This window comes from Pantoea sp. S62 (assembly GCF_016658625.1).
GTDB lineage: Bacteria > Pseudomonadota > Gammaproteobacteria > Enterobacterales > Enterobacteriaceae > Pantoea > Pantoea vagans.
Genome location: NZ_JACVVI010000006.1, coordinates 153,889 through 167,039, shown reverse-complemented (window position 1 = coordinate 167,039; position 13,151 = coordinate 153,889). Strand labels below are relative to the sequence as shown.

Here is a 13,151-nt window from a genome sequence, read left to right as displayed (position 1 = left end):
CAGATAAACCAATAAATTTCGGGCGCGAACAGGTTTCAGGCCTGCAGCAGTTCAATACTGTGGCGGATCTGGCGTTCAATCTCCGCCGGTGTCCAGTTGTTGAGCTGACCGGAGAACGGCTCAAAAGCGTAGACGCCCTTGTAGCCGAGCATCTCCAGCCGTTTAACCTGCACCACGCTCTTCAGCACATCGTTGTCACTCAGCATGATGCGTTCGTCGTCGGTCAGTTCGGCAGTCGGGCGCCGATCTTCCACACCCGAAAGATGCACCAGCCCAATCTGGTCAATATCGATACCCGCCGGAAATTCCTGTTCAGCCTGTTCATAGAGATGATGGTGAAAGGTATCCAGCAGCAGCCTGAAGGGCACATCCGCCGCGGCGATCAACTGCTGCGCCTGTACGATCGAACGCAGTGAGCTGACCGGAAACCCCAGCGGCTCGACCAGCCCCTGAATGCCATAGTGTGCAAAGCGCGGCGCCAGCTGCTGCATTGCCGCCTGCGTCTGCTGAGGCGACACGGTAATCCCCTCATTCAGCGGACACATCACCAGTGCTTTTGCGCCGATCTGTTGTGCTGTCTGTAACAGCGACTCCGCCCGCGTCAGCAGCGCGTCATCGATGCGGTTAAAGGGATAGAGTGCATTAATCGTGACGATATCGATGTGATATTTATCCGCCAGGGCGCGCAGCTGATCGGTGCTGAAGTCATCGGTGACGCTGCCGCCCGGCATGTCATTACGCAGTTCGACCTTGCTTAGCCCCAGACGCTGAACCAGCTGAAAGAAGGCCTCCAGCGAGAGCCGGGGCGCAATTTTGCGGTTGATACAGAAACGTGTGGGATCGATGGCCATGCGCTGACTCCGGGACAGGAGAAGGATGGACTAAAGAAAACATTTATTTCATTAATAGTGAATTATGAAATACAGATTATTAGATCGGTCTCGCATTAATTTCATATTCCGTTTCAGTCCGATGCATAAACGCTGGATCAACTTCGCAGGAATACCCGCTCTATCCGCCTCTGCTTTTCGCCTGCCTGACTAAGGCTGAGCGCTGGTAAACGCCTCCTGCCATCAGGACATCGTCAGTGGCTTGAGGGCGGCAAAAATGCGATCCGTGCCGCTAAAAGCAAATTTTCCAAAAAGAACTATTTGAAAAATTTATTCCACTGTAATAGCTTCATAGCACGCTTTCAGGTTTGCCTGGTCAGGCAGTGTGGCAGGCCACAGGGCCCGTCTGCAGGGAACTTAACCATCTTAAGAGGCAACATCATGACAATCATAGGTAACTTTATTGGCGGCAAAACGACTTTCAGCGCCAGCAACGAAACCATTCCTGTTTACGATCCGGCAACCGGCAAAGTGGTACGTGAACTGACGCAAAGTACCGCCGATGAAGTGGCCCAGGCGATTGGTGTCGCGCATGACGCATTTGCTGCCTGGTCAAAAACCTCGCCGCTGCGTCGCGCCCGCGTTCTGTTTAACTTTAAAGCCCTGATGGAGCAGCATCGTGAAGAGATGGCGGCGCTGATTGTCTCTGAGCATGGCAAAGTCTGGTCTGATGCGTTAGGTGAACTGACGCGCGGCATTGAAGTGATTGAGTTTGCCTGCGGGATCCCCCATCTGCTTAAAGGTGAATATTCCCCGAACGTCGGCGGCGGCGTTGACAGCTTTTCGCTGATGCAGCCGGTGGGTGTCGTAGCGGGTATTACGCCGTTTAACTTCCCGGCGATGGTGCCGCTGTGGATGTTCCCGATCGCGCTGGCCTGCGGTAATACCTTTGTTCTGAAGCCACCGGCGCTGGATCCCTCTGCGGCCGTGCGCATGGCCGAGCTGCTGACCGAAGCGGGCCTGCCGGATGGCGTATTCAACGTGGTGCACAGCTCTAACGAAGATGCTGAGCAGCTCTATAAAGATCCGCGCATCGCAGCGGTGAGCTTCGTCGGCTCGTCCGGTGTGGCTGAGCATATCTATAAAACTGCCAGCGCCCACGGTAAGCGGGTGCAGGCGTTTGGCGCGGCGAAAAACCACGCTATCGTTATGCCGGATGCCGATCTGGATGCCACCGTTAACGCGATTATGGGCGGTGCGTTTGGCTCGGCCGGTGAACGCTGCATGGCGCTGCCGGTTGTGGTCGCGGTGGGCGATGACACAGCTGACAAGCTGATTGCCCGTCTGACGCCACTGGTGAAAGCGCTGCGGATCGGTCCTGGGATCAATCAGGGTGCCGATGAAAATGAGATGGGACCGGTTGTCTCAGCCGCGCATCAGAAGAAGGTGCTGGGTTACATCGACAAAGGCGAGCAGGAAGGCGCGAAGCTGGTGGTCGATGGTCGTAACGTGCAGGTTGCAGGTCACGCCGAAGGTTACTACGTTGGCGGCACGCTGTTTGATAACGTCACCTCTGAGATGGTGATCTGGCGTGAAGAGATTTTTGGGCCGGTGCTGAGCATCATGCGTGCACCGGACTACGACAGCGCGCTGCAGCTGGTCAACAGCCATGAGTTTGGTAACGGCAGCGCAATTTTCACCAGCAACGGTCACACCGCGCGTGAGTTTGTGCAGAACGTTGAAGCGGGCATGGTCGGTGTGAACGTGCCGGTTCCGGTGCCGATGGCATTCCACAGCTTCGGTGGCTGGAAGCGTTCCGTGTTTGGTGCGCTTAATGTTCACGGGCCGGATGGCGTGCGCTTCTATACCCGCATGAAAACCGCCACCGTGCGCTGGCCGTCCGGTCAGCAGACCGTGTCTGAATTCAGTATGCCAACCTTAGGCTGATCTATTTCAACGCTGATCGCGACCGGCAGGAGACTCTGCCGGTCGCTTTGTTCGCGGGCACCTCGCCCGTGAAACGACCGCAGCGTCAATCGTGACAGAGAGGAGGATCAGGATGTCTTTACTGTCGAAAGCACAGGCCCCGGACGCACAGGGCCGTATTCAGCATGTCACGCCTGAGCGTGCTGGCTGGCGTTATGTTGGCTTTGATGCTTATCTGCTGAAAAAAGGGGAAACTCTGCGCCTGACCAGCGGTGACAAAGAGCTGTGTCTGGTGCTGGTGGCCGGGCTGGCCTCGGTGAAAACCCGCCATGCTGAGTTTCCCGGAATCGGTAAGCGCATGTCGCCTTTCGAACGCGTGCCGCCGTATTCCGTGTATGTGCCGCATGACGATGAAGTGGAAGTCTATGCTGACAGCGATCTTGAGCTGGCCGTCTGTAACGCGCCCGGTCAGGGCAATCTGCCTGCAAGACTGATTGCGCCAGCCGATGTCGGTGTTGAGCATCGCGGTAAAGGGCGCAACCAGCGTCTGGTGCATAATATCCTGCCTGATACTGAACCCGCTGACAGTCTGCTGGTGGTGGAGGTTTATACCAACGAAGGCGATACCAGCTCCTATCCCAGCCACAAGCATGATCAGGAGGAGAGTGAAAACGAAACCTACCTGGAAGAGACCTACTATCACCGTTTCGATCCGGAACCTGGTTTTGCCATGCAGCGCGTTTACACCGACGATCGCTCACTGGATGCCTGTATGGCACCCTATAACCGCGACGTCGTGATGGTGCCGCGTGGCTATCATCCGGTGGCGACGCTGGCCGGATACAACAACTACTATCTGAACGTGATGGCAGGGCCGGTACGGCTGTGGAAATTCAGCTGGGAAAAAGATCACGCCTGGGTGAACAGCGACAGCTATCCACGATCAGAGTAAGGCTCAGCGGTTTTATCAGCGCATGCCTGTAAAAAAGGGCAGCCGGTTAGGCTGCCCTTTTTACTGTGCGAAACGCAGGTTACTGAGCGGAACTATCGGCGTTATTCAGCGCCAGTGACACCGCCAGCGTCTGTGCCAGGCAGAGTGAGGCGACCTGCGAACGGAAGCCATCGACCTGCGCTTCACGCACCACAAAGCAGACATCGCTAAAGGCAGCCAGCGGGCTGACCTGGCTGTCGGTAATGGCGATCTGATGCGCGCCACGCTTGGCCCCCATTTCGACGACCTCGACCGCTTCACGCGCATAGGGCGAGTAGCTGATCGCAATCACCACATCTTTCGGATTAACCAGGCTGAGCTGCTCGGTAAACATCCCGCCCAGACCATCAATCAGAAACGCACGACGCTCCAGATGACGCAACGCGTAGACCAGATAGGAGGCGACGCTGAACGAGCGACGCAGGCCAATGACATAGATGTTCTCAGCCTCATTCAGCAGTTTTACTGCTTTGTTCAGCTGCTCAGGATTCACCTGCATCGCCAGCTGCTGCAGCGCCTGGCTGTTCACCATGGTAAAGACGTTGAGGATTTCCGCCGGACTCTCAGGCGCACTGGCGCTGTCGTCCGTTGAGGTCTGACGAAACAGACGCGCGCGCTCGGTATAGTTGACCGTCTCTTCCATCAGGTGCTGACGAAAAACCTGTTTCATTTCGTTGAAGCCGCTGAAGCCAAACGCATTCGCAAAACGGATCAGCGTCGACGGTGGTACATCGGCCTGCTGAGCAATCGAGGCGACGGTATCGAAAGCAATACTGTTACTGTTATCAAGGATGTAGCGCGCAACCTGTTTAAGACGCTTGCTCAGCGTTTCGTAGCGGCGACGAATATCGTCCTGCAAGAGAGAAAGTTGGGTGGGATTATTGTTCATCACTTCTGCCCGTATCATTAGAATTATGGCTGCATAATGAGCGCTATAGTATCAGATGGATGGAAAATTTCATTTGTTTGCGTCAACGAAGCGGTTTATTTCATGGCTTTATGAAATGGTTCACAGATTGGCTTTAGCGCGCCCAGGCGGGCAATGACAGGGTGAAAACCGGGATGAAATGACAGCAGGGATTAAGGGTAACCAGTAAAACGCCATCCCGGTTGGGATGGCGTGATATTACTAAAAAGTCTGTCTCTGCCTGCTATGAGTCCGCACAGGCTCAGGTAACACGGTCAGATCGGAAAGTCGCTCAAGCCATCCATGGCTGCTCGGCCCGCGCGATTACGCACCTCATCCATGAGGTGCGCCCGTTGCCGGGCCAACGCTTCGCGTTGTTCAAAAACGCTCCCGGCGTTTTTGTCCCTGGCGCGGGACGCTTTCCTCTTCTGACCGTGTTACCTGCGCGCTGAGCTTATTCGTTGCTGCAACATTCACCCTGCTTTGAGTGAGTCAGCAGTCTGAGGCCATCGCGGTTGAGACAGTCTGGGGCAGAGCAGCAAATCAGGCGCGGGCCGCCCGCCAGTACGCAATCAACCGCAGATAGTTGCCTTTTACGGTCTCAATCAGTGCCTGATCGTCCAGTTCACCCTGCAACCATTGACGCGAAGGCTGACCAAAGATGGTGCGACCCACCGCAAAACCTTTTACCCATGGCGCGTTGGCCGCCGCAGCGAAGCCCGCTTTAAGCTTCTCTTCGGGTGCATCCAGACCCAGCAACAGAATGCCGCGACAGAGAGAATCCTGCTCCTCAATCAGACGACTGATCGCCTGCCAGCTCTCTGCGGATAGCGGAGGCAGTTTCCACCAGTCCGGCTGTATACCCAGGCTGTAGAAATGGCTAAGAATATCAAGGTAATAGGCTTCATTCTTATCCGGGTTGCTCTCGGGAAGAATCACTTCCAGCAGCAGCTCATGGCCACTTTTGTTACAGCCTTTCCAGACGTCGAGCACCAGGTCATCCTGCTCTTTGCGCAGTTCAGCACTGTCATGCGGATGATAGAAAACCAGACATTTCACGACATGCTCGGCGGGCCAGTCGATTAGCTGCGAGCCGATGTTGCCATGCTCCAGACGCAGTGGACGTGAGCTGGGCAGCTCGATCGGTCGGCCAATCCACCACTTCTTACCCGTGATGGCATTCAGGGCTTTCTGACCATACGTGGTATCCGCCAGAATGCCGCTTTTGTTCTCTAATCCCGCCTCACTGGCCGCCTGCTGAGCGGCTTCCAGCAGCAGCAGTTTCAGCTGTGGAATACGGCTCTCATCAACACCCGCTTCCTGCGCCATATCCGCTAGCTGTTTGCGATGGTCAAAAGCGAACACGTTCAGCTCCGGCCATTGCTGCTTACGGGTGGTCACACGGTGCAGATGGTTCAGACGACTGTCGAGATCGGGACGTTTCACCTCTGTGTCGCGGCTCAGGAAATCATCCAGCTCCGCTTTGGTTGGCATGGCAGGGGCACAGCCGTGGCGTGACACGACCAGCGCGCCACAGGCGTTAGCATAACGGCACGCCTGCTCCCAGCCTTCATCATTCAGCCAGCCGCGCAGCAGGCCAGACATAAAGGCATCGCCCGCGCCCAGCACGTTGAGCACGTCGACGCGCACGCCGGTGTGCAGCTGAGTCTGTTCCCAGCTATCCGGAATTTCACCTTCAAACACCACGCAACCCAGCGGACCGCGTTTGCAGACCAGCGTCGCCTGGCTCGCCTGACGCACGTTCTTCAGCGCAGTCAGGGTATCGGTGCTGCCACCGGCAATATGAAACTCCTCTTCGGTGCCAACGATCAAATCGAAATAGTGCACCACTTCCTGCAACTGCTGAGTGACCTGAGACGACTCAATGAAACGTGTTTCACCGTCACCCAGAGAAGTCAGTCCCCATAACACCGGGCGGTAATCGATATCCAGCGCCGTTCGCAGGCCATTGCGGCGGGCGATATCCAGCGCTTTCAGCACCGCTTCACGGGTCTGCGGATGAGATAAGTGCGTGCCGGTGACTGCCACCGCGCGGGACGAGGTAATAAAGCCTTCGTCGATATCGTCCGGTACCAGACCCATATCAGCGCAGTTATCACGGTAGAAAATCAGCGGAAAAGTCTCTTCATCTTTAATCCCCAGAATCACCATGCCGGTCAGGCGTTTTGCATCGGTGATCAGAGCATCGGTGTTGCAGCCCACGCGCTGCAATTCCTCACGCAGAAAGCGACCATTGTGCTCATCTCCCACCCGCGCCAGCATCGCCGATTTCAGCCCCTGAATCGCGGTGCCATAAGCGACGTTGCCCGATGATCCGCCCAGATATTTAGCAAAGGAGGTGACATCTTCCAGCCGTGCCCCAATCTGCTGGCCATAAAAATCAACGGCGATGCGCCCGATACAAATCACATCAAGCGGCTTCTGTTGTGTACTCATACCTGTGGTTTCCTTCTGTGATTCGCAGAGCTGGCGGGCGAAAAGATCGATCCAGGCAGGCTCTGCTTCCGGGTCTGTGGGTATCTGGCTGGCTATGAGAGAAGTATGAGGAATAAAAATTCCATATTCAATATGAAATGAAATATTCATCGCAATTTTGTGAACCAGGTAAAACTCCTGATTGCCTCCCGCCTGCGCGGTCTCTGCTGTCACGATGTGCGGTATGTCAGGGTTGTGAAGGCGATCGCAGGAATCCGTACGCCAGTCAGGCAAGCTGCCCCATTGAAATGAATTTTTTCATCATGAACCACTCTCTGCTAAACGTTCCAGATTTCCCCGTCGTGATCGCCCGCCAGACCTGTTGCCATCGTTAAATTTGATCTCACTCGCAAAATGAAATGTTTCTTCTGTAATCGTGTTTTATGAAAAATATATTTGTTTATAATCGCCTCACGTTTCAGTTATTCCGGCCGCTTTTCCGCCAATGACAACGCCTTGCGCGCTGTCGCGGAAGTCGGGGTCCACCAGCATGTAAGGAAGAAACATGGGCACAATCAGACTGACCACGGCACAGGCGCTGGTTAAATTTCTTGATAATCAATTCATCGATGTTGATGGCACTGAGACGAAGTTCGTCAAAGGCATCTTCGCGATTTTCGGCCATGGCAACGTGCTGGGGCTGGGCCAGGCGCTGGAACAGGATAGCGGCGATCTGGTGGTCTGGCAGGGTCGTAACGAGCAGGGCATGGCCCATGCTGCCACCGGCTTTGCCCGTCAGTCGCTGCGCCGTCAGATTATCGCCTGCAGTTCGTCTGTGGGACCGGGTGCGGCTAACATGATTACTGCCGCCGCCACTGCGACCGCTAACCGCATTCCTTTGCTGCTACTGCCTGGCGACGTCTTCGCCACCCGTCAGCCCGATCCGGTGCTGCAACAGATTGAGCAGAGCTACGATCTCAGCATCAGCACCAACGACGCCTTCCGCGCCGTCAGCAAATACTGGGATCGCGTCAGCCGCCCTGAGCAGCTGATGTCCGCCTGTATCAATGCCATGCGCGTGCTGACCGATCCGGCCGAAACCGGCGCGGTCACGCTGTCGCTGCCGCAGGATGTGCAGGGTGAGGCCTGGGATTACCCGGACTACTTCTTCCAGAAACGCGTGCACCGTCTGGATCGCCGCCTGCCGGTCGCGGCGCAGCTGGCGGATGCCCTGACGCTGATTAACCGTAAGCGCAAGCCGATAATTATCTGCGGCGGCGGGGTGAAATACTCTGAAGCGGGCGAGGCGCTGCGCCAGTTTGCCGAGCGCTATCAGATCCCCTTTGCCGAGACGCAGGCGGGCAAGGGCACGCTGGTCTCTGACCATCCGCTGAATGTCGGCGGCGTAGGCGAAACCGGCTGTCTGGCCGCGAACCTGCTGGCGAAAGAGGCCGATTTAGTCATCGGCATCGGCACCCGCTACACCGACTTTACCACCGCATCGAAATGGATTTTCCAGCATCCCGATGTCAGCTTCCTGAACATTAACGTCAGCAACTTCGACAGCTACAAGCTCGATGGCGTGCAGCTGCTGGCCGATGCCCGTGAAGGGCTGACCGCGCTCACCGCTGCACTGGCCTCACAGCACTACAGTAATGACTGGGGCAACCAGATTGAGCAGGCGCAGAGCCAGCTGCTGAAAGAGACGCAGCGCGTCTATCAGGTGGAATATCACGATGGCGACTTTGTGCCGGAGATAGCTGACCATCTCGACCGCGAAGCGGTGTTCGCAGAATTTAACCGCCTGACTCAGTCACTGCTGACGCAAAGCAGCGTGCTTGGCACCTTAAACGAGCAGCTGCCGAAAGATGCGGTCGTGGTAGCCGCCGCAGGCAGCCTGCCGGGCGACCTGCAGCGCGTCTGGCGCACCAAAGATTACAACGCTTACCACGTCGAATATGGCTACTCCTGCATGGGCTATGAAGTCAATGCCGCGCTGGGTGCAAAACTGGCGCAGCCGCAGCGCGAGGTCTATGCGCTGGTCGGCGATGGCTCCTTTATGATGCTGCACTCTGAGCTGGTCACCTCGATTCAGGAAGGGGCGAAGATCAACGTCGTGCTGCTGGATAACATGACTAACGGCTGTATCAACAACCTGCAGATGGAACACGGTATGGACAGCTTCACCACCGAGTTCCGTTTCCGTAACGCGGAAAGCGGCAGGCTGGACGGCGGCTTTATCCCGGTCGATTTCGCGGCTATTGCTGCCGGTTATGGCTGCAAAACTTATCGCGTCACCAGCCTGGAACAGCTTAAAGCGGCGCTGGAAGATGCCCGCACCCAGACGGTCTCCACCCTTATCGACATCAAAGTGCTGCCAAAAACCATGATCCACAAATATTTCAGCTGGTGGCATGTTGGCGTGGCGCAGGCGTCGAAAACCGAACGCGCTCAGGCGGTGGCGGACAAGCTCAACAGCCATCTGGATCAGGCGCGCAAATACTGATTTCCGGGCCGTGCTGCGGCCCGTTTTCCTCTTCTCCGTACGAACCCTACACAGGTGTAATTATGACTTTGAAACTTGGCGTCATCGGTACAGGTGCAATTGGTCAGGAACATATTCGCCGCTGCAGCCATGTGCTGCAGGGTGCCCAGGTGGTTGCCGTCTCTGACATCAATGTCGACGGCGCGCGGGCCGCACTGCAACGCCTGAACATTGAGGCGGAGGTGTTCGAAAATGGCCACGATGTGATTCAGTCACCCAACGTCGATGCGGTGCTGGTCACCTCATGGGATCCGACCCACGAAGAGTTCACCTTAGCGGCGATTGCCGCCGGTAAACCGGTCTTCTGTGAAAAACCGCTGGCGATGAGCGCCGAGGGCTGCCGCCGGGTGGTGGATGCAGAGATTCAGGCGGGTAAACGCCTGGTGCAGGTTGGTTTTATGCGTCCTTACGATGCGGGCTATCGCGCCCTGAAAAAAGTGATCACCGATGGCGATATCGGTGAGCCGCTGATGCTGCACTGCGCGCACCGTAACCCGACCGTGCCAGAAAACTACACCACGCCAATGGCGATCACCAACACACTGATCCACGAGCTGGATGTGCTGCGCTGGCTGACAAACGACGACTATAAAACGGTGCAGGTGATCTTCCCTCGTGTGACGTCAAAGTCCCACGGTCAGCTGAAAGACCCGCAGATCGTCCTGTTCGAAACCCACAAAGGGGTGCGCATTGACGTCGAGATTTTCGTTAACTGCGCTTACGGCTATGACATTCAGTGTGAAGTGGTCGGTGAAGAGGGGATTGCCCGCCTGCCAGAGCCTTCTTCGGTGCAGCTTCGCAAAGATGCCCGCCTGTCGAACACCATTCTGGTGGACTGGAAAGATCGTTTTATCGAGGCGTATGACGTTGAGCTGCAGGCGTTTATCAACGACATCAAAGCGGGCCAGCTTACCGGTCCTTCTGCCTGGGATGGCTTCGCCGCTTCAGTGGCCGCCGATGCCTGTATCAAAGCGCAGAACAGTGGTGCGATTGAGCCGGTAGAGATGCCGCCACGTCCTGCTTTCTATAACTGATTTAGCTCTCTCTGCGGCCTGGCCGCTCTCCGCCTGGGAATAAGAAGATGAACAAAGAGAATGTAAAACTGGCGATCGCGCCGATCGGCTGGACCAACGATGACATGCCGGATCTCGGCAGTGAAAATACCTTCCAGCAGACCGTCAGTGAGATGGCGCTGGCGGGCTTTACCGGCAGCGAAGTGGGCAGCAAATATCCGCGCGATCCGGCGATTCTGAAACCGATGCTCGATATTCGCGGCATCGAAATCTGCAACGCCTGGTTCAGCACCTTTTTTGCCAACGGCGACAAAGAGAAAACCATCGAACAGTTCATCGAGCATATGAACTTCCTGCATGCGATGGGCGCGCGGGTGATTGGCTGTTCTGAGCAGAGTAAAAGTATTCAGGGCACCACGCTGGCAGTGTTTGAAGAGAAAGCGATTTTCAGCGATGAAGAGTGGCGGTTAACCGCAGAGGGCTACAACGAACTGGCTCGCATCGCAGCAGAGAAGGGGATGCGCGTGACGCTGCATCACCACATGGGCACCGGCATTCAGACCACTGAAGAGATCGACCGGTTTATGGCGATGACCGACGAGCAGGTTGGTTTGCTCTATGACACCGGCCACGTCTACTACTCCGAAGGCTCCCAGCAGAAGATGCTGGCGGTACTGGAAAAATATCTGCCGCGCATCTTCCACGTGCATCTCAAGGATGTGCGTGATGAGGTGGTCGCTGAGGTACGCGAGAATCATCTCTCGTTCCTGGAAGGGGTGAAAAAGGGCACCTTTACCGTGCCGGGCGATGGCGTGATCGACTTTAAGCCAGTGTTTAAAATCCTGGACGATTTCGGCTACAAAGGCTGGATGGTGGTGGAAGCGGAGCAGGATCCGGCGCTGGCCAATCCGTTTGAGTATGCGGTGAAAGCGCGGAAATATATCCGGGAAAATACAGGGTTATAACGTGCTCTGAATAAAGGCGGGCTTCCCTGTGGGAAGCCCGCCTTTTGTTTTACTTCAGCGTAATGCTTTTCACAATGCTGTCAGCATCGCTCTGGGCCTGCTGCTGGTTATCGCCTGGCAGCGTAATCTGCAGCGTCACCAGTTTGCCATCCACTTTTGCCAGAACCACGGAAGACCATGAAGTCTGGTTGTTGGCAGAAATCACGGTATCCAGCTGCTGTGCGGGCTGATCTTTCAGCGTCACAGATTTGTTCGACACCACCTGCAGCTGCGGATCGCGGTTGCGCTGCTGCTGTTCCATGCGCTTCGACAGCACATCCAGCCCGTCACTGGTCGGGTCACCGGCAATCACAATAATCGCGCGGGCTCCGGTTTCATCCGCATACACATGCATGTTCGTGGTCTGCGAACCCAGTTTACCGCTTTTATCTGACATGCCTGGTGGCAGTGAGAAGCTCAGTTTGCCATCCATCAGCGTGACGGTCTGCGCCGACTGACTGGCACTGACGCCGTTGTCGTTCGCCGCTTCATCTTTCTTCTGGTCACAGGCCGCCAGGCCAAGTACCAGTAAACCCATTCCTACATATTTCACCAGGTTGCGCATCAGAATCCCTTTTTTAAGTTTCCAGTCAGGCATTAATACAACAGGAATCAGGTTGCAAACGCAACCTGATGATTGTCAGAAGATCTTAGCGGGTAATGGCGGAAATTATATAAGTTCTTAGCCGAAATTGACCTGGCGGGCGGTCTGGCGTTCAGCCAGACGTTTTAGCGCGGCATTGAGCAGCACGCCGTAGGCGGGCAGGAAGAAGACCATGCAGATCAGCACCTTGAAGCTGTAATCCACCAGGGCGATCTCGACCCAGTGCTGCGCCATAAACGCATCGGGGCTTTTATAGAAGGCGATAAAGAAGAAGGCCAGCGTATCGCTGATATTCCCCAGGAACATGGCGCAGCCGGGTGCTATCCACCACTGAGGCAGACGACGCAGACGGTTAAATACATGAACGTCGAGGATCTGACCCAGTGCATAAGCCATAAAGCTGGCGCAGGCGATACGGGCAACAAACAGGTTCATCACTTCCAGCGCCTGCCAGCCCTGCCATTCACCCTGATAGAACAGCGCCGAGACAGCGTAAGAGATAAACAGCGCCGGGATCATCACGGCCAGAATAATGCGTCGGGCCAGCGGTGCGCCAAAAATACGCACGGTGAGATCGGTCGCCAGGAAGATAAACGGAAAGCTGAACGCACCCCATGTGGTGTGGAAGCCAAAGACAGAGATCGGCAACTGAACCAGGTAGTTACTGGAGGTGATCACCAGCAGGTGAAACAGCGATAACCAGAAAAGCGCATGCATGCGCTGACGTGAAGAAAATGCGAGCATATTCAACCTTTTTAATGTTGGGGTGAGGGAACCCATTGCGGGACGCCGTTCGGGCAGCGCCTGGCAGTTTTATGAGCAAAAAGCGGCGGCATATTACCGCGTTGTGCTTTTTATGCAATGGTTAATTTTAACGCAATCGTTATCGCCTTGC

10 protein-coding genes are annotated in these 13,151 nt (G+C 55.8%); 5 read left to right on the top strand and 5 right to left on the bottom strand.

Features of this window, described 5'->3' with window-relative positions; all coding sequences use genetic code 11:
- Nucleotides 1-35 precede the first annotated feature (35 nt).
- Entirely contained in the window at nucleotides 36-851 is an 816-nt protein-coding gene (locus tag IBT54_RS11530) for a TIM barrel protein (RefSeq protein ID WP_201252179.1), read from the bottom strand.
- A 420-nt stretch (nucleotides 852-1,271) separates the two neighbouring features.
- Between IBT54_RS11530 and IBT54_RS11525 the strand changes: the two genes are divergently transcribed.
- Nucleotides 1,272-2,777, top strand: coding sequence for a CoA-acylating methylmalonate-semialdehyde dehydrogenase (locus IBT54_RS11525; protein WP_095706558.1), 1,506 nt, complete (start codon nucleotides 1,272-1,274; stop codon nucleotides 2,775-2,777).
- Between the two features lie 112 nt (nucleotides 2,778-2,889).
- Nucleotides 2,890-3,708 (top strand): 5-deoxy-glucuronate isomerase, encoded by an 819-nt coding sequence (gene iolB / locus IBT54_RS11520; protein WP_013359363.1) that lies wholly within the window; start codon nucleotides 2,890-2,892, stop codon nucleotides 3,706-3,708.
- A 79-nt stretch (nucleotides 3,709-3,787) separates the two neighbouring features.
- Here iolB and IBT54_RS11515 read toward each other — a convergent pair whose 3' ends face one another.
- The gene (locus IBT54_RS11515) at nucleotides 3,788-4,636 is read right to left on the bottom strand and encodes a MurR/RpiR family transcriptional regulator (RefSeq protein ID WP_033784214.1); all 849 of its coding nucleotides are present in this window, start codon (nucleotides 4,634-4,636) and stop codon (nucleotides 3,788-3,790) included.
- A gap of 561 nt (nucleotides 4,637-5,197) precedes the next feature.
- On the bottom strand, nucleotides 5,198-7,111 hold the full coding sequence (iolC, locus tag IBT54_RS11510) for a 5-dehydro-2-deoxygluconokinase (protein WP_013359361.1): 1,914 nt from the start codon (nucleotides 7,109-7,111) through the stop codon (nucleotides 5,198-5,200).
- Between the two features lie 544 nt (nucleotides 7,112-7,655).
- Between iolC and iolD the strand changes: the two genes are divergently transcribed.
- The 3 genes from iolD (at nucleotide 7,656) to iolE (ending at nucleotide 11,613) form a co-directional block, all read left to right on the top strand.
- Complete coding sequence (gene iolD / locus IBT54_RS11505; protein WP_098052131.1) at nucleotides 7,656-9,596, top strand: 3D-(3,5/4)-trihydroxycyclohexane-1,2-dione acylhydrolase (decyclizing); 1,941 nt, start codon at nucleotides 7,656-7,658, stop codon at nucleotides 9,594-9,596.
- A 62-nt stretch (nucleotides 9,597-9,658) separates the two neighbouring features.
- On the top strand, nucleotides 9,659-10,669 hold the full coding sequence (locus tag IBT54_RS11500; RefSeq protein WP_013359358.1) for a Gfo/Idh/MocA family protein: 1,011 nt from the start codon (nucleotides 9,659-9,661) through the stop codon (nucleotides 10,667-10,669).
- Between the two features lie 47 nt (nucleotides 10,670-10,716).
- On the top strand, nucleotides 10,717-11,613 hold the full coding sequence (gene iolE, locus IBT54_RS11495; RefSeq protein ID WP_013359357.1) for a myo-inosose-2 dehydratase: 897 nt from the start codon (nucleotides 10,717-10,719) through the stop codon (nucleotides 11,611-11,613).
- 49 nt (nucleotides 11,614-11,662) lie between these two features.
- Here iolE and IBT54_RS11490 read toward each other — a convergent pair whose 3' ends face one another.
- Both IBT54_RS11490 and IBT54_RS11485 read right to left on the bottom strand, forming a co-directional pair.
- Nucleotides 11,663-12,217, bottom strand: a complete 555-nt coding sequence (locus IBT54_RS11490; RefSeq protein WP_033734745.1) for a DcrB family lipoprotein — start codon at nucleotides 12,215-12,217, stop codon at nucleotides 11,663-11,665.
- A 117-nt stretch (nucleotides 12,218-12,334) separates the two neighbouring features.
- Nucleotides 12,335-13,000, bottom strand: a complete 666-nt coding sequence (locus tag IBT54_RS11485) for a 7-cyano-7-deazaguanine/7-aminomethyl-7-deazaguanine transporter (protein WP_033784210.1) — start codon at nucleotides 12,998-13,000, stop codon at nucleotides 12,335-12,337.
- Between the last annotated feature and the right edge of the window lie 151 nt (nucleotides 13,001-13,151).